Consider the following 22,138-nt stretch of genomic DNA (forward strand, 5'->3'; position numbering starts at 1 on the left):
AGCTTATTCCTTTGGATTGTATCCGTAGTTTTTCATCAACAGTTCGCTGTCACGCCACTCTTTTCTCACTTTGACCCAGATCTGCAGGTTTACTTTCGTCTCCAGCATATTCTCCAGCTCTCTTCTGGCCGCGGAGCCGATACGTTTTAACATGGCGCCGCCCTTGCCGATGATGATGCCCTTGTGGGAATCCCGCTCACAGATGATGGTCGCCTCCACATCTATGATGCCGTTTGGCCGCTCACTCATCTTTTCAATGGTAACCGCAATGCCATGGGGGATTTCCTCATCCAGCAGGCGCAGGGCCTTCTCCCGGATCAGCTCCGCCGCGATCTGGCGCATCGGCTGGTCTGTGACGGTATCCTCATCATAGAACTGCGGACCGTAGGGCAGGTACTTGAACAGCTGCTCCAGCAGTGTATCGGTGTTCTTATCTCGCAGGGCGGACACCGGAACAATCTCCGCGAAATTGCAGATATCCTTGTAGGCATTGATGAAGGTCAGGATGTCTTCCTGATTTTTTACCGTATCGGTTTTGTTGATGACCAGGATGATCGGGGTCTTAATGCCCTGAAGCTGCTCGGCAATGTGGCGCTCACCGGCACCGATGAAGGTGCTGGGCTCCACCAGCCACAAAATCAGGTCTACCTCTTTTAAGGTATGCTCAGCCACATTCACCATATACTCGCCCAGCTTGTTTTTCGCCTTGTGGATACCCGGGGTATCCAGGAAAATGATCTGGCCGCGCTCGTCGGTGTAGACGGTCTGAATGCGGTTTCTGGTGGTCTGAGGTTTATCCGATGTAATAGCGATTTTCTGGCCGATCAGATGGTTCATCAGGGTGGATTTGCCCACGTTCGGCCGTCCGATCAGGGTTACAAAGCCAGATTTCTTCTGAACCGGGGCGGACTGGTTTTCTCCGCCTGCCCCGGTTTTCTTGCCGTTCAGTTCTTCCAGCAGTTTATCAAAATTCGTACCTTCCGGTTTCTTTGCCATAAATTTATCCTTTCGAAATACTTATCCTCTTGTAAGACTGGAAACCTCGCCAAACATGCCGCGGCTTGCCTCAATCTTCTCTTCGTTTCCGACTACGCAGAAGCTTCCGGTGCTCAGAACTGCCCGTACCTGGGCAGCCAGCGCGCGGATGTCTTCCTTGGTGGCTCCTAAGATCTGGTCACGCTCGGTCTGCATCATCTCCTCCGTTACGCCGGACAGGTACGCAGAAAGGCCTCTGCTGCCCTTCACGGACGGAGTCAGCGGAGCGTCCAGATTGCTGATGGTTCCGATAACATACTTGGTCATGTCGCGCTCATCCGGGTCAAAGGCCTCCAGATAAGCCGGAATGCCCTCATAAATCTCGTTGGTCTCTTTTAAGTTCGGGTCACGGTAGGATACCAGATAGCCCTCGCCGGAACGTCCGAAACCACTCATGCAGCCATAGGCGCCACCTTTTACGCGGATATTCAGCCACAGGTAATCATAGCTTAAGATCACCTGAAGAATCTTCAAAGCACCCGTATACTCGAGTCCTGCACTGCGGAAATTGCCGCAGCGGGCCACATAATCTACCTGGGCAGAAGTCTTTAAGCCCTCGTTCAGGTTCTTGACCGGATGTCTGAAGGCATGCTTCTCTCCGCTTCCCTGCGGCAGCTTGTCTGCCAGAAGCTTTAAAGTCTCAGGAAGCTTCTCGTAGCCCTTGTCGTCTGCCGTGTAGTTGACCAGCATATTGACTCTGGTAAAGAGCTTTTTGCTTACCTCCTGCAGTCTCGCGATGATCTCGCCCTTCTTTTCTGCGTAATCCTTCTCCAGCTGCTCCAGAAAATGATAGTATGCGGTACCGCCGGTCAGCTCATTGTAATAAGCGGTTGCGGAGAAATAGGAGGTCGCGCGGGATACTGCCGTGCTGTGTCCTGCGTTCTCCAGCTTCATCTTCGCGCGGGAACGGGTCTCCTGAATTACCTCTCCCAGACGCTTCTCATCTGTAAATACAGAGTGATTCAGAATCTCCTCCAGCATGGTGAAACCAAAATCCAGCTTATCGTACAGCACACGAATGCTTGCCACGAAAGCTCCGGTAAAGCGCTCCGGGTCTGCCAGATCCGGGTAGGAAGTTACGGAAAAGTCCACGCCGCCGCTGTTTAAGTGAATCTCACTGGTTAAATCGGAATAGCTGTAATGCTCCGTGCTGATGGATCCCAGAACGGATTTTAACAGGCCTGCATATGGAAGGTCTTCCTGCGGCAGCACCTCGGTGTTGAACAGCACCTTCAGATATCCGATACCAGAAGTAAAGAAGTTGTGGTGCAGCACCTTGATGCCGGCCTCTTCTTTCTCTGTCCAGAAGAAGGTCTCTGCCTTTTTCTCGATGTCTTCCCGTCTTAAGAGCGGGATTTTCGCCAGAACCTCCGGGGTGGACGGGGTATCCTGATACTCTTTTAATTCTCTGGTGGCAGTCACCAGCGCCTCCAGTTCTTCCTCAGACAGGGAAGCCTTATAGTCTGCCAGCTTCTTCGCCAGCTTCTCGTCTTCTTTTGCTGTCAGGTTCTTCTCCGGAGCCACCACAATGACAGCTTCAAACGGATTGTCTAACAGATAATCCCGGATCAGCTGCTCAAAATAGCCATTCTCCACTTCCTTCTTTAAGAAATCAAAGGTTTCCTGATAGCAGAGGTGGGTCATCGGGTCTCCGTCGTACAACCAGCTGTCCAGACACTGCAGGCCGTACATCAGGCCCTTCGGCGCAGAGCCATAATCTGCCTCACGGTATTTAAACTCAAAGTAGTTCATGCCGGCCAGCAGGCTCTTGCGGTTGATACCCTGGTCCGCCAGCTTGCGCAGGGTGCCTTTAACAATAGCCAGGAATTCGCCCTTCTGCTCTTTATTGGCATCCTTGGCAATGACAGAGAAGTACGGCTGTAAAATGCCGTTCTCATAGCCGCCCATAACATCTTTACCGATTCCCGCGTCAATGAGTGCCTGCTTTAACGGCGCGCCCGGCGCGTCGAGCAGGGTATACTCCAGGATCTGGAACGCCACATACAGCTTCGGATCCAGATCATCTCCCACAACGGTATTGACGGAAAGATAGGTTGCGTCCCCCTCAGACTCCCCTTCGGTGATGGAGTAGGAGAACTCGCGCTCCACCGGAGCTTCAAAAGCTTTCTGCTCCCGGATGCGGGAATCTACCGGGCGCTCCTCGTAGTGGCTTAAATATTCCTCATCCAGCCAGGTCAGCTTCTCCGCCATATCCATATCTCCATAGAGATAGATGTAGCTGTTGGACGGATGATAGTAGGTCTTATGGAAATCCAGGAACTTCTCGTAGCTCAGCTCCGGAATGTGTACCGGGTCACCGCCGGAATCCTTGCCGTAGCAGGTATCCGGGAACAGGGTCTTCTGGGTCACACTATCTAAAATGCTCTCCGGAGAAGAGTAAGCGCCCTTCATCTCATTGTATACAACACCATTGTAGATGAGCGGAGCGTCTTTGCTCTCCAGCTCATAGTGCCAGCCCTCCTGGCGGAAGATTTTCTCTTCTTTATAGATATTCGGATGAAGCACAGCATCCATGTAGACATCCATCAGATTGTGGAAATCTTTGTCGTTGCAGCTTGCCACCGGATATACGGTCTTATCCGGGTAGGTCATGGCATTTAAGAAGGTGTTTAAGGAACCCTTTACCAGTTCCACAAACGGATCCTTTAACGGGAATTTGTCGGAGCCGCAGAGCACGCTGTGCTCCAGAATATGCGGCAGTCCGCAGTCATTGTCCGGCGGGGTGCGGAATCCGATGCAGAATACCTTGTTCTCATCGTCATTTGATACCAGAAACAGTCTGGCTTTTGTTTTCTTATGCTCCAGCACAATGCCTTCTGACTGCATCTCCTCGATTGTTTTATGTTCTACCACACGGTAGGCATCCAGTTTTTTGATTGCTTCTAACTGACTCATGCGTTTTCTTCCTTTCCTGTCTGTCTTTTCCGTTTTTTATAGATTACCCATCAGGCGGTCTTTTAACAGTGCAATGCCGTCGCGCAGGGAAAAATGCACCAGCAGCACCTTATCTGCCTCCGACGCAATGCCGTAGACGGTACCATAATCCTGCTTTTTTGCGATCATCCCGGCCCTGCAGAGATGAAAATTGCTGGTAATGATACCAATGCGCGGCTGGCGCGCAGGAACCGGGATGTTGTCTGCGGATATTCCTGCCCCGGGCCCGTCTTCCACTTCCCCTTCCGTTTCTCCCGGCGCATGGAGCAGCCGGTCTGCCTCTGCTTTGCGTTCCTGTTCCCGCTGATATTCCAGCTCCCGGTTTTCAATTAAAATTTTACTGTAGGCCAGATTCTCCACCGTACTGAAGGACTGCTCTTCTTTCAGAAGATGTTCCGGATCTGCCCCCTGCTCCAGAAGATACGCTTCCATGGCATCCGCCTCGGAACACGGCTCCGCGTCTCCCTTTGCGCCAGAAAGCACCAGCATGGTCTCCGGATTCTCCTTCAGATACTCCAGTGCCTTATCCAGCCGGAGTTTTAAGGTTTTGCTTAAGGTTCCGTCCGGTTTCACCTTGGCCCCCAGCACGATCACGTAATCGAGCGAAGGCTCTGCCGCCGCCGGGATGCGCCCGAAGATCAGAATCTGTGTCACCAGAACAATCATCAGGCCGGAAGCGCACAAGGTTACAAAAGGGACCGGAAGCCACAGCGGCACCCGTTCCGGATACTTCTGATAAAAGTGGATGCTGGCGGCCGTAGCCCCAAAAAATCCGCCGACCAAAAGCCACAACACAGCAAACGAAGTGCCAAATCCCGCATACAGCACAATGACTCCGTAGTACACCAGGCAAAGCACCGCCGCCGCAGTGAAGACCCATATTAACATCGTTTCACCTCTTATAATTTTTATGCCGTAAAACACAGCACAGTTGGAATAATTATACTGCATTTCCGAAAACGCCACAAGGCTAATCACATAAATAAAGGGTGAAAATCCGTTATTGCGGATTTTCACCCCTGCTGCAATCCCTTCTGAATTTTATTTTCCTTCGTAGATGATTGCGGACTCTACGTCGTATCCGGCAAGGCGCTCACGTCCCTTGAGGCCTGCAAGCTCCATCACAAAGCAGAGCTTTACGACCTTGCCGCCCAGCTGCTCAATAAGGCCTGCAATGGCCTCGGTGGTGCCGCCAGTGGCAATGAGATCGTCCACAACTACCACTTTCTGGCCCGGTTTGATGCCATCTTTGTGGATTTCAATCTCGGCAGTGCCATACTCCAGATCATACTTTGCGGTGATGGTCTCACGCGGCAGCTTGCCTTTCTTGCGGATCGGCACGAAGCTCTTGTGCTCTGCGTAGGCAACCGGCACACCGAAGATAAAACCGCGGGACTCCGGTCCCACAACCACATCGTAGTCCAGATTCTTTACCATCTCACGGATGCTGTCAATGGCCATTGCCAGTCCGTCCGCATCCTGCAAAATGGAGGTAACATCGCGGAAAATGATTCCCGGCTCCGGGAAATCCGGAATGCTTACTACGTAATCCTCTAACTTTTTCATCTCTGTTCTCCTTTATCCGAGCGTTCGGAAACGCTTTATTTATGATTGTCTGCGCGTTGCGCATGCATTCCGGCACTGCTACCGGAATACCTTCATCAGGTTCTTTACTTCCTTCTGACACACATCCTCCTGGAAGGAACCGTACTCATAAAAACAATAGCCGGATACCGCTCCGCTGGCCCGTCCGGCCTCCACCTGGCGGCTGATAACATCGTCGTAGCGTTTCCATTCCGGAATTCCGGTATTGTCTCTTGCGTTGCTTCCTGCCTTGTACATGGCCAGGCCGATATAGAGCTTCGCGTGGCCCTTCTTTACCAGGCTGATCCAGGTCTTTAAGTTGTTCTCAAACGCAAAGGGCGCCGGGCTGCCGTTGGACAGCTGATGCTCAAAGCCCCAGTAAATCTGCGGCATAATGTAATCCACATAGCCGTCGTGGGACAGCCAGGTGTCGATGTCGGTAAACAGACGGTTGTCACTGCGCAGATGGTCCACATAGCCCTCCGGGCTGATGCCGAACTGCGCGGAAGGCCTTGCCTCTTTGACTGCCTTATAGACGCCGCGGATCAGCTCGTTGACATTTTCCCGCCTCCACTGGGCGATGCTTAAGCTGCTGCCGGAAGCTTCATATTCCGGCTTGTCAAACCAGCGGCTCTCATTATTGTTGTCCACTTCCGGATAAAAATAATCGTCAAAGTGAATGCCGTCCACCGTATACTTCTGCGCGATCTCCCGCACGCCGTTGATGATGAGCTCCCGCACCTGTGGAATGGCCGGATTAAAGTAATAAGCGCCATTCTGCTTTAAAACCCAGCGGTCATTGGAAGGATCCCCGTCCGTCAGCCACTTTTTTGCCGGGTTCTGGTCCGAAACCTGATCCCAGGTATTGTGATAACCGGTCACGCGGTATGGATTGATCCAGGCATGGATCTGCAGGCCCTTGTTGTGGGCTGCTTTCACAAAGATCGCAAAGGGATCGTAGCCGGGATTCTGCCCCTGGGTTCCCGTCACAAAACGGGACCACGGAAAATACGCGGACGGATACATGGCGTCCGCGTCCGGGCGCACATGCACAAACACAGCATTCATCTTCAGTTCCAGACAGCGGTCCAGCATCTTATCTACTTCATGTTTAAAGGATTCCTGATCTGCCGGAAGCCTTTCCCAGTCCAGATAGGAAATCCATACGCCCCGCAGCTCATCGGAGCGGATGACCGATGCCGACGGAGCGGCAAAGGCCGTGACCATGCCGGTCTGTAAAACCAGCAGGCACGCAAACAGCAGGCTAAACGCCTGTTTCAGTCTCAGGCGCGGCTTTCCCGCGTCCCGATTCAGTTTCTTTTGTATCAGCATTCCAGTCCCTCCCGGATGTCTTTCCAAAACGGGTTGTTTTCGCATTCCCGCATCCTTTTTTTACCATTATTTTTCATAGATAGTATAGCAAAGGACACCGGAAAGAACAAGGAAACAAATCCTTAAGAAAAACCATCGAAACAGGTTACCGGTCCAGCAGAAATTCACTTAAAACCACGTTGCTGACATCGATTCCAAGCTCTGTTAAACGCACCATGGGCGCATCTACTTCAATGAGGCCCTGCTGCTCCAGCTTCTTTAAGGCATCCCCGTAGACATTCCACATATTCTGCCCGAAACGGTCCAGGAATTCACTGCCGGAGACTCCCTTCATCATGCGCAGGCCCACAAACATGAATTCTTCCATTTTATCTTCCAGGGAAAGCTCTTCAATGTCACGGGCGGCCGCTCCGCCCTCGTACAGGTTTAAAGACAGATACTCCTGCAGGTTTTCCGTATTATGGTAACGGTAGCCGTAGGTATAGGAGGACGCGCCAAGGCCAAGCCCCAGGTACTCCACGCCAGTCCAATATCCGATGTTATGGCGGCATTCATAGCCTTTCTTCGCGTAATTGGAAATCTCATAGCGGTCATAGCCATGGGCAGCCATCATCTCTTTGGTCAGATGATACATTTCCCGGTCCGTATCCTCATCCGGGAGATCCGGCAGCGTCATGACTGCCGCCCGGGCCGCTATCTCAGCAGCGGTTTTCGGTGCCGGAAGCGCGCCGCCTCTGTCTGCGTCAGATTCCCCGCATACCACGCTGCTTTGTTTGCCCTGCGGCTCTCCAAACCGCTCATAAAACGGCGTTCCTTCCTCAATGATAAGGCTGTAGGCAGAGATATGCTCCGGTTTCAGCATCATGACTTTTTTCAGGGTATTTTTCCAGGAATGCACATCCTGTCCCGGCAGGGCAGACATCAAGTCCACATTGATATTTTTAAAGCCTGCCTGTCTCGCCCTCTGAAAGCTCTTTAAAAAGGAGTCGTAGGAATGGATGCGCCCTAAGTATTTCAGTTCTTTGTCATCCGCGGACTGCAGGCCGATGCTTAAGCGGTTTACACCGCTCTGGCGGTACACCTCCAGCTTTTCCATGGTGAGGGTTCCCGGATTGGCTTCCATGGTAATCTCCGCGTCCGGGGAGATGTCAAAATTCTCAGAGAGCGTCGCGAACAGCTCCATGATCAGGTCCGCCGGAAGAATGGACGGAGTACCGCCGCCCACAAAGATCGTGGACACACGGTACTCCTGAAAATTCGGACCCTGGCCGCAGATTTCTTCCAGCAACTTGTCCATATAGTCCCGGTACACCCGCTCCGGCGCTGCGAAGGACAAAAAGTCGCAGTAGGCGCACTTGCGGGCACAGAACGGGATGTGAATATAAAGTTCCAGTTCTCGTTTATTCATCGTCTAATTTCAGAACACTCATGAATGCCTTCTGCGGGATTTCTACATTGCCCACCTGACGCATTCGTTTCTTTCCTTCCTTCTGTTTTTCCAGAAGCTTCTTCTTACGTGAGATATCGCCGCCGTAACACTTGGCCAGAACATCCTTGCGCATGGCTTTTACGGTCTCACGGGCAATGATCTTGCCGCCCACCGCTGCCTGGATCGGGATTTCAAACAGATGGCGCGGGATCTCCTCTTTTAACTTCTCACACATCTTTCTGCCTCGCTCGTAAGCGGAATCCGCATGCACGATGAAGGACAGGGCATCCACTTCTTCCTTGTTGATGAGGATATCCAGTTTTACCAGCTCAGAGGTCTCATAGCCCTTCATGTCGTAGTCGAAGGACGCGTAGCCTCTGGAGCGGGATTTTAACGCGTCAAAGAAATCGTAGATGATCTCATTTAACGGAAGGTCATACTTTAAGAGTGCTCTCGTCTCCTCAATATATTCCATGCCATGGTAAACGCCGCGGCGCTCCTGGCACAGCGTCATAATGGCGCCTACAAACTCGGTGGTCACCATAATCTCCGCGCTGACGATCGGCTCCTCCATGTACTCGATCTCGGTCGGGTCCGGCAGGTTGGACGGGTTAGTCAGCTCAATCATCTCGCCGTTTTTCTTGTGAACGCGGTATACAACGCCCGGCGCCGTGGTAACGAGATCCAGGTTGTACTCACGCTCCAGACGTTCCTGAATGATTTCCAGATGTAACAGGCCAAGGAAACCACAGCGGAAACCAAAGCCCAGGGCAATGGAGGTCTCCGGCTCAAAATACAGGGACGCGTCGTTTAACTGCAGCTTTTCCAGCGCATCACGCAGATCATTGTATTTTGCTCCATCTGCCGGATACAGGCCGCAGTAAACCATGGAGGTTACCTTCTTATAGCCCGGAAGCGGCTCTGCGCACGGACGGTTCGCGTCGGTGATGGTATCACCCACCCGGGTATCCTTCACGTTCTTAATGCTGGCCGTGATGTAGCCAACCATACCGGCACTCAGCTCGTCGCACGGGATAAACTGGCCTGCGCCGAAGTAGCCGACCTCAACGACTTCCTCCTGGGCCCCGGTTGCCATCATGCGGATCAGGGTACCCTTCTTCACGGTTCCCTCTTTGATACGGCAGAATACGATCACGCCCTTGTACGGGTCGTACAGGGAGTCAAAGATCAGGGCCTGCAGCGGTGCCTCCGGGTCTCCCACCGGAGCCGGAACCTTGTGGACAATGGCCTCCAGTACATCCTCCACATTCAGGCCTGTCTTTGCGGAGATGCGCGGCGCGTCATGGGCCTCAATGCCGATGACATCCTCGATCTCGTCCGCAACCCAGTCCGGTCTTGCGCTCGGCAGATCAATCTTGTTGATAACCGGGAAGACATCCAGGTCATGATCCAGCGCCAGATACACATTCGCCAGAGTCTGGGCCTCAATGCCCTGGGCTGCGTCTACTACAAGGATTGCGCCGTCGCAGGCTGCCAGGCTTCGGGATACCTCGTAGTTAAAGTCCACATGTCCTGGGGTGTCGATCAGGTTAAAAATATATTCTTCTCCATCTTTTGCGTGATAGACGGTGCGGACAGCCTGGGACTTGATGGTAATGCCGCGCTCCCGCTCCAGATCCATGTTGTCCAGTACCTGCGCCTGCATCTCGCGGCTGGTCAGAAGGCCGGTCATCTCGATGATGCGGTCTGCCAGAGTGGATTTGCCGTGGTCAATGTGGGCGATGATACAGAAATTGCGGATCTTGCTTTGGTCCATTGATGCCATGTATTTATTTCCTCCAATAACGTATAAGGTCTGTTTTGTCAATTTACTATCATATCATTTTTTCAGATTCCATGCAAGACCGGATTGTGGCCCAGCCTGCGCCGTTTCTGCGCTATTCATACACTACCGGCTGAAGTACGGCATCCACTGCCTCCGCCAACAGATCCATGGCATTCCAGACCTCTTCCTTTGTGCTGGTCTGGGCTCCGGCTTCGATCAGGGACGAACGCCCCCGCAGATGCAGGTTGTAGCGCAGGCCTTTTAAATAAATCTTTCGGGTGAATCCCGGATACCGGCCACAGGCCAGCTGCATCTGAAAGCAGAAGGCCAGATTTTCCTGCAGGTACGGGTTTGGCAGATAGGCAATCTCCCCCTCCGGCGTGCGGCTCATCCCCTGAAAGAACATGATCTGCGCCGTGGGCTTTCCGCCAATATCCTGCACCAGCCGCAAAGAATCTGACACCCCGTCCCGGTGCAGGTCCAGGATCACCTCAATGGTGGGATGTTCCTGCAAAATCCCCTGGATGCCCTCCAGCGCATAGGTGTAGGCCCGGCTGCGCTCCAGCGTTCCTTCCTTCCGGTCATAGGCTGTGGTGTCATGGATCACATTCCAGCCGCGCTGCCGCAGGAGTTCTGCCAGATAAGTCCCGGCTCCCACCACATTCGCGTCCGGGTTCCGGGGCCCGTAGTCCGCGTAGGTCTCGCTGGCGTGGGTGTGGTAAATGAGGATCTGGGGCACTTCCGGGTTCTTTGTTAAACCTACATCGGTTCCAAGAAGCTTCTCTGCTTTCATAAGACCGCGGTCCGCTGTCGTGGAGGCATGCACGCTGAAGTAATGTTTCATCAGATAGTCATAATCCTGCAGCTGTGCCAGGGCGGCTGCAGGGAGCGCAGTTCCATTACCAGCCTGCCCCGCTTCCGTTCCGGCTGAGCCTGCACTTCCGCCCGCACCGGTGCTGCCGTCCTCCAGGCCATTCCAACCAGCCAGATCTCCATTTCCGCCCTGAACCCTCCCGTCTGCCCCGGTACTTTCCTGTCCGCCGCCGACTGCCCCGGCGTTCCCGCTCCCGCCTTGCCATAAACGATTTTCCGCCGGTCCCGCGCCCGTTTCCTCCGCATACGAAAACAGGTATCCGTACCGCTCGTACGCATACCTGTATGTCTCGTAAACCGCGTAGGACGGATCTCTCCGCACCGGTTCTTCATTCTGAAACCGCGCCGCCGGGTACCGAAGCTGCAGGCACAACGCCAAAAGTCCTCTCAACACCCAGACCAGCAGATTACTCAAAACGGACAATTTCCTTTTTCAGACGCTTCATGATCTTTTTCTCCAGGCGGGAAATATAGGACTGGGAGATTCCCAGATGGTCTGCCACTTCCTTCTGGGTCATCTCTTCTCCCTCCGCGCTCTTTAAGCCGTACCGCAGTTCCACAATAGTCTTCTCTCTGGGACTTAACCGGTCGATGGCAGATTTTAGCAGTTGCCGCTCTGTCTCATCCTCCAGGCCCCGGTAGATGATGTCATCATCCGTCCCCAGAATGTCCGAGAGCAGCAGTTCATTTCCGTCCCAGTCTACGTTAAGCGGCTCATCAATCGAGACCTCTGCCTTCGTCTTGCTGCTGCGGCGCAGATACATAAGGATCTCGTTTTCAATGCAGCGGGAGGCGTAGGTGGCCAGCTTAATATTCTTCTCCGGATTGAAGGTATTGATGGCCTTAATGAGGCCAATGGTGCCGATGGAGATCAGATCCTCTACCCCGACTGCCGTGTTGTCAAATTTCTTTGCTATGTAGACCACCAGGCGCAGATTATGCTCGATCAGAAGGGACCGTGCTTCCTTTTCCCCCTCGGTTCCCAGAAGTGAGATCATCTCCGCCTCCTTTTTGCTCTCCAGCGGAGGAGGCAGAATATCCGCGCCTCCGATATAGTGGACCTCTCCCTTTTTCTGCCACAGCATTGTGGTAAAGGAAGGAACTGCCTTAAACTGAAAACGATTTGGTACTGAAACTTTCACAATCACTTTTCCATCCTCCCGATCTTATAATGTTAGCTCCCCGTGTAACAGCATTTCGTACCGATGCCGCGCGGACAGCGGCGTTTCGCAAAACGCCACCCACGGGTTCTCCAGAACCCGGACCAGCCTTCCCCGCTGCCGGATTTCCATCCGGTCCATGCGGACGGCGGCCAGGATCCCGTGTTCTTTTCCCACCGAACAGAAGGGAACATAAATGACCTGGGCAGCCGCTTCGCCAAACTCCAGGCCCGCACTCCGTTCCAGGATGTGAACCGGCTGGTGGTGATAAGGTTCATACAGCTGGTTCCCTGTATCCCGCAGAGCCCGTACTGTTTTCTGTTTTCCCTGGTAATACAATGTCGCCTCATACAGGCTGTTGTGAAATGCCATTCCCTGTCTCAGAAATACGGTTCCGGCCCACAGTGCTCCCCCTGCCACGCTGAGGGCCAGCCCAAATTTCCGGAAGGTCCAGGGTGTCTGCTCCCAGACCGCTGTTACAGTACCCACAAAAGCCTGTGGCGCGTTCCCGCTCACCGGCAGCTCCCTGCCGCCTCCCGCAGATTCCAGAAGCGAAAAGCTCCCACCGGTCAGCGCTGCTGCCATCCACAGCACGGTAGTCCGCCGCAATAGTTCCAACAGACCGCCACGCCCAAAAGCAGCTCGTGTCATGAGCACCGCCGGCAACACCAGTTCCAGAAGGATCCAGACAGATACCGGCAGGTTCGGGAAAAACACCAAAGCACAGCCCGCCGCGGCACCCACAACTGCCCCGAGAAGCAGCCGCCCTTTTCGCTTCCTCACAGGTTCACGAAGAACCAGTCCGGTAAGAAACAGCAGATAGCAATCCGCAGCCAGGTTCACCAGAAAAAACAGATCCAGATACAGTGTTTCCGTCATTACACCGTGTCCTCCTGCTGTCATGAGCGTTCATAATCATTCTCACAGCTCATGTCCATCATTATAATCATTCTGAGGGGAAAATTTTGTCAAACGGATGGAGCGGATTCCCGTTTTTGAACGACAAAAAAAGACAGAAGGCCAAATCTGGTCTTCTGTCTTTGTCGATTTTTGTTTGTGTGACTGCTTATCTCTTATTCTTTAAGAAATCCGGGATATTGATCTGAGTCTGGTTTAACGGGCGGTAGGAACCCTGGCCCGGTGCTGCGGTCTGCGCGGAAGCAGTCTGCTGCGGAGCCTGAGTCTGAACCGGTTTTACCGTCGGAGCCTGTGCGTGAAGCTGCGGAGCTGCCTTCGGAGCAGTTGCGCTTGCCTCAGCGGCAGCGGTGCGGCTCTGGGTGTTTAAGTTTAAACCGGACGGCATCTTCGGCTTGAAGTTGCCAAACTCTGCCATAGCCTTGTTGACCGGAGTGTTTGCGTGAGCGTCCAGGCCGGTTGCGATTACGGTGATGGTAGCCTCGTCCTGAGCGTTCTCGTCGTACATAGCACCGAAGATGATGTTTGCGTCATCTCCAGCCAGCTCCTGAACGTAGCTTGCTGCCTCGTTTGCCTCGATCAGGCTGATATCGCCGGAAATGTTGATGATCACGTGGGTAGCGCCCTCGATGGTGGTCTCTAACAGCGGGCTTGCTACTGCCTGCTTTACAGCCTCAACAGCCTTGTCGTCACCCTTGGCATGTCCGATACCGATATGAGCAATGCCCTTGTCGGTCATAACGGTCTGAACATCTGCGAAGTCGAGGTTGATCAGGCCCGGTACGTTGATCAGGTCGGTGATTCCCTGAACGGCCTGCTGCAGCACTTCGTCTGCTTTCTTTAAAGCATCCGGCATGGTGGTTCTGCGGTCAACGATCTCAAGAAGTTTGTCATTCGGGATCACGATGAGGGTATCAACGCTTGCCTTTAAATTCTCAATGCCTGCCAGCGCGTTGCTCATACGTGCCTTTGCCTCGAAACGGAACGGCTTGGTTACAACACCGACAGTCAGGATGCCCATGTCCTTCGCGATCTTTGCGATGACCGGAGCTGCGCCGGTACCGGTACCGCCGCCCATACCACAGGTAACAAATACCATGTCTGCGCCCTTGATAGCCTGTGCAATCTCCTCAGAGCTCTCCTCTGCTGCCTTCTGGCCAACCTCCGGCTTTGCGCCTGCGCCTAATCCCTTGGTCAGCTTCTCGCCGATCTGCATGGCGGTCGGTGCCTTACAGAACTGCAGTGCCTGTTTATCTGTGTTGATGCCGATGAACTCCACACCCGCAATATTCTCATCTACCATGCGGTTTACTGCATTGTTGCCGGCACCGCCGACACCGATCACAATGATCTTTGCGGAGTTTTCCGCTTCATTTATCTTAATCTCTAACAAGACTGATTCCTCCTTAACTTCTTTCATTGGCCTTTTGTAACAGTTTTGTAACATTATATCAAAAACTAGTCTAGTAAATACTATAGGTGATTTCTGAAAAAATATCAACCGTTTTTTTCGCAAAAAAGCTGAAAAACTAGTCCTTTGGCTTAAAGGTATACATGGGGTTGGTCCTGGTCTCGTCGTAATTGTCCAGATACAGGGTTCCGCTCTTTCCTTCCAGCTGCGGGAGCATGTCCCCCAGCTCCGCGATCTTGCCGTTGAGTCCTTCATTGCTGCCCAGGATCACCTCAATCTCACCCATGTACAGCGTGGCCTCCCCCAGCGTGTTGTACTGGATCTTGTCCACACTCAGGTCATAGATGGATAAGATCTGGGTCAGGTTTAAGATTTCCTCAAAAACCCGCTCACTCTCCACCGGAAGCTTCTGGTAAAGGACGATATGACCGAATTTCAGGCCCGTGATCCACGGGATGCCGGGAAGCTTCTGACTGGAGCTTTCCACGATAATACCGTCCTTGTCAAAGTACATATAACTGCTCATATAGGACACATAGCCCACCACGCTCTTTTCGTATACAATGATCTCCGCCCGGTTCAGGCCTTTGATCACCAGCTTGTAATCCTCCACGAATGGAATTTCCTCATGCTTTCCGAAATGTTCGCGCAGGTAACAGAGCACCGTGCTGCGACTTGTGTTGTCCGGAAACACCAGATCTGCCACCTGTTCGTCTGTATATTTTTCATTTCCCGTAACCCTGATCTCCCGGATCCGGATGGAGCACACGCCCGCTATGACCACAAGCAGCAGAAATACCGCTGCCAGAAGGATCACCATTTTTTTCCTGCCTGATCCATATTCCATCTGTTTCTTTTCTCCTATCGTCTGAAAAGCTGTTCTCCGCCTGCGAAAGCAGTTCGATGCGGGCTCCTGCTCCGGCCAGATCCCTGCAGATATCCTCATAGCCGCGGCGGATATGTTCATAACCGCCAAGCAGACTGGTTCCCTCTGCCGCAAGACACGCTGCCGCCAGTGCCGCGCCGCCCCGCAGGTCCTCTGCCATCACGCTGGTGCCCTTTAAGGCCTCTACGCCGCTCACCTGCGCAAATTTGTCTTCTATTATAATATGTGCCCCGAGTTTCTGCAATTCTTTTGCCACGCAAAAACGGTTTTCAAATACATTCTCCCGGATGTGGGAGGTTCCATCCGCAAGGGCAGCCGCTGCCATCATGACCGACTGCATATCTGTGGGGAACTCCGGGTACGGTCCTGTCTCAATCTGCACTGGCCTGGGCCGTCCCCGCATGGAGACCCAGATGCCCTGCTCCACCGGCTCCAGCCGCGCCCCCATCTGCTTTGCCGTCCAGAGTGTTTTTCCCATATGCTCTGCCGGAGCCTGCTCCAGAAGCACATGGCCCCCCGCGCAAAGAACCGCCCCCAGATACGTTCCGGCCACAATGCGGTCCCCCGGAAGCAGGAAACGGGAATCCTGAAACCCGCCGCTTCCCCGGACACGGATCACGGAGCTTCCGGCTCCCTCCACCGAAACCCCCATCGTCTTTAAAAAGCTGCACAGGATTCCGATTTCCGGTTCCCTGGCAGCTCCGGTAAGCACGGTCTCTCCCCTGGCCCCTGCTGCGGCCATTAAAATATTTTCCGTGGCTCCCACACTCGGATAGGGCAGATGGATGTTTGCCCCAAGAAGTCCCGCAGGCGGTGCCTCGGCCCGGATCCGGTTCTCCTCAATCCGCACAGCCGCGCCCAGTGCCTCAAGTCCCCGGATGTGCAGATCCACCGGCCGCTTTCCAATGCGGCAGCCGCCGGGCAGACTGGTTTCTACCCTCCCCAGCCGCGCCAGCAGCGGACCTAACAACATGACGGACGAGCGCATCTGTCCGGCCAGCGCCTCCGGTATCTCCGCAGAAGAAAGGGTAGCTGCCGAAATATACAGGCGGTTTCCCTCCAGCCGGCATTCTGCCCCCAAAGCGTTCAAAATCCCCAACATACAGAAAACATCCTGTATTTTGGGGATATGCTCCAGTACCGTGGTTCCGTTATGAAGAAGAGATGCTGCCATGACCGGCAGCACCCCGTTTTTGGAACCCTGTATTTTAATACTTCCTTCCAGACTGTGTAACCCTTCTATCCGAAGCACAGACAATCCGCGATCCCTCCTGTACACAATCTTCCATCTTCCTTATCTTATGTACATTCAGAACCATCGGTTCAGAGTTTTCTGTCCGGAATCACATTTTTCGCGCAGGCGCTGATACCGCTTACCGCTCCAGCCGGATCTGGTTGGAGACACCAAGCACCATGCCCATCTCCATCATCAGAAAGAGAACCGACGTGCCTCCGTAACTGATGAACGGAAGCGTAATTCCGGTATTCGGAATCGTGTTGGTTACTACCGCGATGTTTAAGATAACCTGGATCGCAATATGCGCCATAACGCCCACCACGATCAGCGCCCCTAAAAGATCCGGCGCGTTGTTGGCAATCAGCATGAAGCGGTAGATCATAAACAGGAAAATGAGAATGATGGAGACCGCTCCGAACAATCCCAGCTCCTCACAGATGATGGAGAAGATCATATCGTTCTGCGCCTCAGGCACAAAGCCCATCTTCTGGATACTCTCGCCCAGTCCCTTGCCGAAGAGGCCGCCGGAGCCGATGGCATAAAGTCCCTGAAGCACCTGATAACCGCCGTCCATCGGGTAACTTTCCGGAGAAAGCCATACATGGATACGGCTTAACTGATACGGCTTTAACAGCTTGATCTTCTCGAGAAAAATTGCCAGGGGGCCAGCCGTGACTACCGTCAGAATGGCCAGACCGCCACAGGCGTAAAACGGCCACTGCTTTTTGCAGGCCACAAACAGCATTACAAAAGCAATTCCCGCAATGATGATACCGGAACTTAAGTTATTTGCCGCTACAATGCCGGCAATCGGGAGCGCAAAGCCCATGACACGGGCCATATTCTTCCAGGTGTTGACACTGGCTCCCATACGGGTAATCAGCACCGCCAGAAAGATGATCAGTGCGATCTTTACAAACTCCGTCGGCTGGAAGCTTAAGGAGCCGACACCCAGCCAGCGTTTCTTACCGTTTACCTCCTTACCGACCAGGGTAACCGCAATCATCAGCACATAAGACAACAGGTAGGCAAACATGGAAAATTTCGCGTACCAGTGATAATCCAGTTTGGAAATGATCAGAGCCAGGACCAGTCCTCCTGCCCCGATCTTAAGCTGACGCATCATGAAATAACCGGCATTGTTATATTTTAACTGTGCTGTGTAGGAACTGGCGCTGTAGATCATGACCAGTCCAAACACCGACAGAAATATGATACAGAACAGCAGGCTGTAATCATAAAACCGTTTCGGCCGGTTCTTCTTTGCCATATCACTCCTCCTACAGGTTTCTTACACATTCCTTGAAAATCTCGCCGCGCTGCTCGTAGTTATCGAACATGCCCCAGCTTGCGCAGGCCGGGGAGAGAAGCACATTGTCTCCCGCGTTGGCATAAGCCGCGCAGACACGCACTGCCTCTGCCATATCCTCCGCATACATGATATCGGTGAAACCGTGGGCTCTCGCGCACTCCGCGATCTTGTCTCGGGTCTGGCCGATCAGCACCAGATATTTCACCTTGTCACCGAACTCCTCGATCCACTCGTCATACTCACTGTGCTTGTCGTAACCGCCTGCAATGAGCACGGTCGGGCCCGGCATCGCGCGGATGGCCTGAATGGCCGCGTCCGGGTTGGTTCCCTTGGAATCGTTGTAATAGCGGACGCCGGAGCGCTCCAGCACAAACTCGATGCGGTGCTCTACCGCCTTGAACTCTTTTACGGCTTTGCGGATTGATTCCATCGGCACGCCCATGCGGATGCTCATGGCTACCGCCGCCATGACATTCTCATAGTTGTGCTTGCCGAGAAGCTGCATATCCGTCTTTACGTTTAAGACCTCTTCTTTTTTGCCATCATGGGCATAGATCATCATGTCGCCGTCCAGGTACATGCCCTCTTTTAAGGTCTGGGTGCTGGAGAAGAAGATGACCTTCGGTTTCAGATCCTTCTTTTCACCGAACTCCCGCAGTACCTTGTCGTCATAGTTCAGCACGATGCAGTCATCCTCAGTCTGGTTCACTGCCACGCGCTCCTTCACCTCAATGTAATTCTCCATGGTGCCGTGACGGTTTAAATGATCCGGCGTGATATTTAAGATGGCGCTGACATTCGGATGGAAATCCATGATGGTCTCAAGCTGGAAGCTGGAGACCTCAGCCACCGTCACAGACTTATCGGTGGTATCCAGTGCCACATCGGTGTACGGAATGCCGATATTTCCTACCACGAACACCTCATCAAAGAAGGTCTTCATGATCGCTCCGGTCAGAGCCGTGGTCGTAGTCTTTCCGTTGGTTCCGGTAATAGCGATGAGTTTACCCTTTGCCACATGGTAAGCCAGCTGAATCTCACTCCAGATCGGAATCTTGGCCTCATCCAAAACCGGCACAAACGGAGCGTCTAACGGAATACCCGGGCTGATGATGGAAAGCTCCACACCTAAAAGATCCGGTCTTGTCAATTCGCCCAGAACAATGGTGACCTTTGCGTCTTCCTCAAAATTTTCTTTGATCTTCTCCGGGTCCAGCTTGTCGTTGCCATCGTAAAGCACGACCTCGCCGCCCATGGCAAGAAGAAGCTTTGCTGCCGCGATACCGCTCTTGCCGGTACCTGCCACTAATACTTTCTGACTCATCTCATATACCTCCTGTCCTTCCGATTACAATCCTAAGTACGCCACCAGGCAGAGCAGCGCGGTCACGATGGAAAAGACTGCGACCACACGGGTCTCAGACCATCCGCCCAGCTCAAAATGATGGTGGATCGGCGCCATGCGGAAAATACGCTTTCCGTGGGTTGCCTTAAAGTAAGACACCTGCATGATGACCGAAAGCACCTCCACCAGGTAGATCAGACCGATGATGGGAATGAATAACGGAATCTGCATCATGAAGGCGCTGGAAGCGACAAAGCCGCCCAGCGCAAGGGAACCGGTGTCTCCCATAAATACCTTTGCCGGATAAACATTAAACAGTAAAAAACCAAGCAGGCTGCCCACCACCGCTCCGGTGATCGGGCTGATGCCGCTGTTCTCGCCAATGGAAATGATGGTTAAAAAGGTTGCCACCAGAATGGTAACGCTAGTGCACAGGCCATCCAGGCCGTCTGTGAAGTTCACGCCGTTGTCGGTGCCGAGCACAACAAAGAACACAAACGGGATGAACAAAAAGCCAAGATCCAGATAGATTCCATGTTCAAATCCGCCGGTAAACGGAACCAGCATGGAGGTTCCCACCTCACCGGAGCATACCAGATAATATACAAAAATACCGGTAATGATAAACTGGCCGATCAGCTTCTGCACCGGATTTAAACCCTCGGAGCGCTTCATTACGATCTTGATGTAGTCATCCAGAAATCCGATCACGCCAAAGCCAACCGTCATGAACAGCACCGGAATGATGCGCGGATACTCACGGATATATAACAGGGACGTAATGACCACGGCGGTTAAGAATACCAGGCCGCCCATAGTCGGGGTTCCCTGCTTCTTTAAATGCGCCTGGGGACCGTCTTCACGGACCTGCTGTCCAAATTTCAGCTTATGCAGAAACGGGATCACGACCGGACAGAGGATCGCGCTGACTGCAAATGCGATGATGATCGCAAGAATGGTTTCGTTAATCATAATACTCTCCTAAATTCCTTATGTATTTTTGACATATTGATAAGTATACGTCTTTTCTATTTTCTTTGCAAGGTTGTTTCCAGTAAACTTTTCGCGAGAGCTCACCTTTGCGTTTTCTCTGTAACCGGCTCCTGCCGGATGCCAAGATAGGGCAGGATATTCTGAAAAATATCCGCGATCACCGGTGCCGCAATGGTGCCGCCGTAGTAGATTCCCTGCGGCTCATCAATGGTGATCAGGGCGATCACCCGGGGATCATCCGCCGGAGCAAAACCGACGAAGGAGGAAATATATTTTTTCAGGCTCCGGGGAAGCTTTTCCGAAGTGGCAGTTTTTCCTCCAATGCGGAATCCTGCCACCGCCGCCTTCTTTCCGCTGCCCTCCGCCACCACCTGTTCCAGCACGTAGCGCATGGTTTTACTGGTCTCCTCCGAGAGAATCCGTTTTCCCTCCGGGTAGGAGAAGCGGTGAAGGAAGCTTCCATCTGCTGCCACAGCCTTCACTCCGAAATGGGGCGTGATCCGTGTTCCGCCATTCACAATGGAAGCCGCTGTGGTGATCAGCTGAATGGGCGTGATCTGAAAAGACTGGCCAAAGGAAACGGTCGCCAGCTCCACAAGGCCCATATTTTCCTTTTTGTGCATGATGGTCCCTGCCTCTCCAGGCAGGTCAATGCCCGTTTTTTCCCGCAGGCCAAACTGCTCAAAATACTGGCAGTACCGGTCAATGCCAAGGCGCTGGCCCACATCAATGAAGACCGGATTGCAGGAATTCATGGCCCCCTGCAAAAAGGTCTCACTTCCATGTCCTCCCACCTTGTGGCAGCGGATTTTGCGGTCCTCCACCACCCGGAAGCCCGGGCAGGAAAACTGGTCCGTCAGAGATACCACCCCCGCCTCCAGTCCCGCCGCCGCGGTAATGATCTTAAAGGTGGAGCCCGGCTCGTAGGTATCATTGATAGCCGGATTCCTCCACATCTGGTTCAGACGTTCCTGTTTTTCTTTTGCGGAAAGTGCCGTACTCTCTTCCGTATTTAATGTGAACGGATCATTGAGATTAAATTCGGGTACATTGACCATTGCCATAATTTCCCCGTTCTGCGGATCCATGACGATCACCGATACCCGCTTTGCGCCCTTTCGTTCCATAACGGTCCGTGCCGCCTGCTCGGCATACTGCTGGATGTTCACATCCAGGCTCAGGTAGAGATCTGCTCCTGCCACCGGCTCAATCCGCTCCTCAAACGCATTTTCCAGTTCCACGCCCGCCGCGTCCGCCATGGTGAGGATGGTACCGTTCTTTCCTTTTAAAACAGATTCGTATGTAACCTCCAGCCCAATGATTCCCTGATTATCACCGCCGGTAAAACCGAGTACTTTGGAAGCCAGGCTGTCAAAGGGATAATACCGTTTGTAGTCTTCATCCACCTTCACTCCGGCCAGATGCAGTTCCCGGATCCGGTCTCCGGTTTCCTTATCCACATTGGTGCGGATAATCTCACGGGAACTTCGTTTTTCCACTTTTTTCCGGACTCCGGCCTCCTCCATCCCCAGGATTTCGCACAGACTGTGGATGACCACATCCGGCTCCGTCACCTGATTGTGGATCACGGAAATGGTACAGACGGTGCGGTTCGCCGCAATCACCGTGCCATTTGCGTCCAGAATCCGTCCTCTGGCTGCCTTGATAGCGCGTTCCCGCTGATGCAGCTCCTCTGCCATCTCACTGTAATGATCCGCCCGGTACATCATAAGAAACACAAGCCGCCCTGCAAGTCCCACCATGCCCAAACACAGCAGACCAAACAGGACGGCTATCCTTCTCCGGTGGTGGGTCAGAAACGCGCTCCGATTTCCATATTCCATACCGGCTCCCTTAAAACAGTTACCATTATTCTATTGTATGA

17 protein-coding genes are annotated in these 22,138 nt (G+C 53.2%); all 17 read right to left on the reverse strand.

The features are described from left to right. Positions 1 to 3 precede the first annotated feature (3 nt). A complete protein-coding gene (gene era / locus WMO41_RS09585) occupies positions 4 to 996 on the reverse strand; it encodes a GTPase Era (protein WP_349229548.1) in 993 nt (330 codons plus the stop codon). A gap of 21 nt (positions 997 to 1,017) precedes the next feature. Continuing rightward, positions 1,018 to 3,951: an insulinase family protein gene (locus WMO41_RS09590; RefSeq protein ID WP_349229549.1), complete on the reverse strand. Its 2,934-nt coding sequence runs from the start codon at positions 3,949 to 3,951 to the stop codon at positions 1,018 to 1,020. A 36-nt stretch (positions 3,952 to 3,987) separates the two neighbouring features. Further along, on the reverse strand, positions 3,988 to 4,878 hold the full coding sequence (locus tag WMO41_RS09595; protein WP_349229550.1) for a YdcF family protein: 891 nt from the start codon (positions 4,876 to 4,878) through the stop codon (positions 3,988 to 3,990). Between the two features lie 153 nt (positions 4,879 to 5,031). After that, entirely contained in the window at positions 5,032 to 5,556 is a 525-nt protein-coding gene (locus tag WMO41_RS09600; protein WP_349229551.1) for an adenine phosphoribosyltransferase, read from the reverse strand. A gap of 78 nt (positions 5,557 to 5,634) precedes the next feature. Further along, positions 5,635 to 6,906, reverse strand: a complete 1,272-nt coding sequence (locus WMO41_RS09605) for a glycoside hydrolase family 10-like protein (RefSeq protein WP_349229552.1) — start codon at positions 6,904 to 6,906, stop codon at positions 5,635 to 5,637. A 145-nt stretch (positions 6,907 to 7,051) separates the two neighbouring features. Beyond that, positions 7,052 to 8,314, reverse strand: a complete 1,263-nt coding sequence (hemW, locus tag WMO41_RS09610; RefSeq protein WP_349229553.1) for a radical SAM family heme chaperone HemW — start codon at positions 8,312 to 8,314, stop codon at positions 7,052 to 7,054. Continuing rightward, positions 8,307 to 10,121 carry a translation elongation factor 4 gene (gene lepA, locus WMO41_RS09615; protein ID WP_118530299.1) on the reverse strand — a complete coding sequence of 605 codons (1,815 nt, stop codon included), beginning with the start codon at positions 10,119 to 10,121 and terminating at the stop codon, positions 8,307 to 8,309. Before lepA ends, hemW begins: the two co-directional genes overlap by 8 nt. 112 nt (positions 10,122 to 10,233) lie before the next feature. Next, the gene (locus tag WMO41_RS09620; RefSeq protein ID WP_349229554.1) at positions 10,234 to 11,409 is read right to left on the reverse strand and encodes a stage II sporulation protein P; all 1,176 of its coding nucleotides are present in this window, start codon (positions 11,407 to 11,409) and stop codon (positions 10,234 to 10,236) included. Next, entirely contained in the window at positions 11,402 to 12,142 is a 741-nt protein-coding gene (gene sigE, locus WMO41_RS09625) for an RNA polymerase sporulation sigma factor SigE (RefSeq protein WP_177291396.1), read from the reverse strand. The genes WMO41_RS09620 and sigE overlap by 8 nt, the downstream gene beginning before the upstream one ends. A gap of 18 nt (positions 12,143 to 12,160) precedes the next feature. Next, positions 12,161 to 13,033: a sigma-E processing peptidase SpoIIGA gene (locus WMO41_RS09630; RefSeq protein ID WP_349229555.1), complete on the reverse strand. Its 873-nt coding sequence runs from the start codon at positions 13,031 to 13,033 to the stop codon at positions 12,161 to 12,163. Positions 13,034 to 13,220: 187 nt separating this feature from the next. Beyond that, entirely contained in the window at positions 13,221 to 14,462 is a 1,242-nt protein-coding gene (ftsZ, locus tag WMO41_RS09635; protein WP_349229556.1) for a cell division protein FtsZ, read from the reverse strand. A gap of 136 nt (positions 14,463 to 14,598) precedes the next feature. Then, positions 14,599 to 15,300 (reverse strand): cell division protein FtsQ/DivIB, encoded by a 702-nt coding sequence (locus tag WMO41_RS09640; RefSeq protein ID WP_349229557.1) that lies wholly within the window; start codon positions 15,298 to 15,300, stop codon positions 14,599 to 14,601. Further along, complete coding sequence (gene murA / locus WMO41_RS09645) at positions 15,206 to 16,624, reverse strand: UDP-N-acetylglucosamine 1-carboxyvinyltransferase (RefSeq protein WP_494338445.1); 1,419 nt, start codon at positions 16,622 to 16,624, stop codon at positions 15,206 to 15,208. Before murA ends, WMO41_RS09640 begins: the two co-directional genes overlap by 95 nt. Before the next feature lie 115 nt (positions 16,625 to 16,739). After that, on the reverse strand, positions 16,740 to 17,873 hold the full coding sequence (locus WMO41_RS09650) for an FtsW/RodA/SpoVE family cell cycle protein (RefSeq protein ID WP_349229559.1): 1,134 nt from the start codon (positions 17,871 to 17,873) through the stop codon (positions 16,740 to 16,742). A gap of 10 nt (positions 17,874 to 17,883) precedes the next feature. Beyond that, positions 17,884 to 19,239, reverse strand: a complete 1,356-nt coding sequence (murD, locus tag WMO41_RS09655; protein WP_177291402.1) for a UDP-N-acetylmuramoyl-L-alanine--D-glutamate ligase — start codon at positions 19,237 to 19,239, stop codon at positions 17,884 to 17,886. Positions 19,240 to 19,263: 24 nt separating this feature from the next. Beyond that, complete coding sequence (gene mraY, locus WMO41_RS09660) at positions 19,264 to 20,232, reverse strand: phospho-N-acetylmuramoyl-pentapeptide-transferase (RefSeq protein ID WP_177291403.1); 969 nt, start codon at positions 20,230 to 20,232, stop codon at positions 19,264 to 19,266. 101 nt (positions 20,233 to 20,333) lie between these two features. After that, positions 20,334 to 22,097, reverse strand: coding sequence for a peptidoglycan D,D-transpeptidase FtsI family protein (locus tag WMO41_RS09665; protein WP_349229560.1), 1,764 nt, complete (start codon positions 22,095 to 22,097; stop codon positions 20,334 to 20,336). Between the last annotated feature and the right edge of the window lie 41 nt (positions 22,098 to 22,138).

The organism is Ventrimonas faecis, assembly GCF_040096075.1.
Taxonomy (GTDB): domain Bacteria; phylum Bacillota; class Clostridia; order Lachnospirales; family Lachnospiraceae; genus Brotaphodocola; species Brotaphodocola faecis.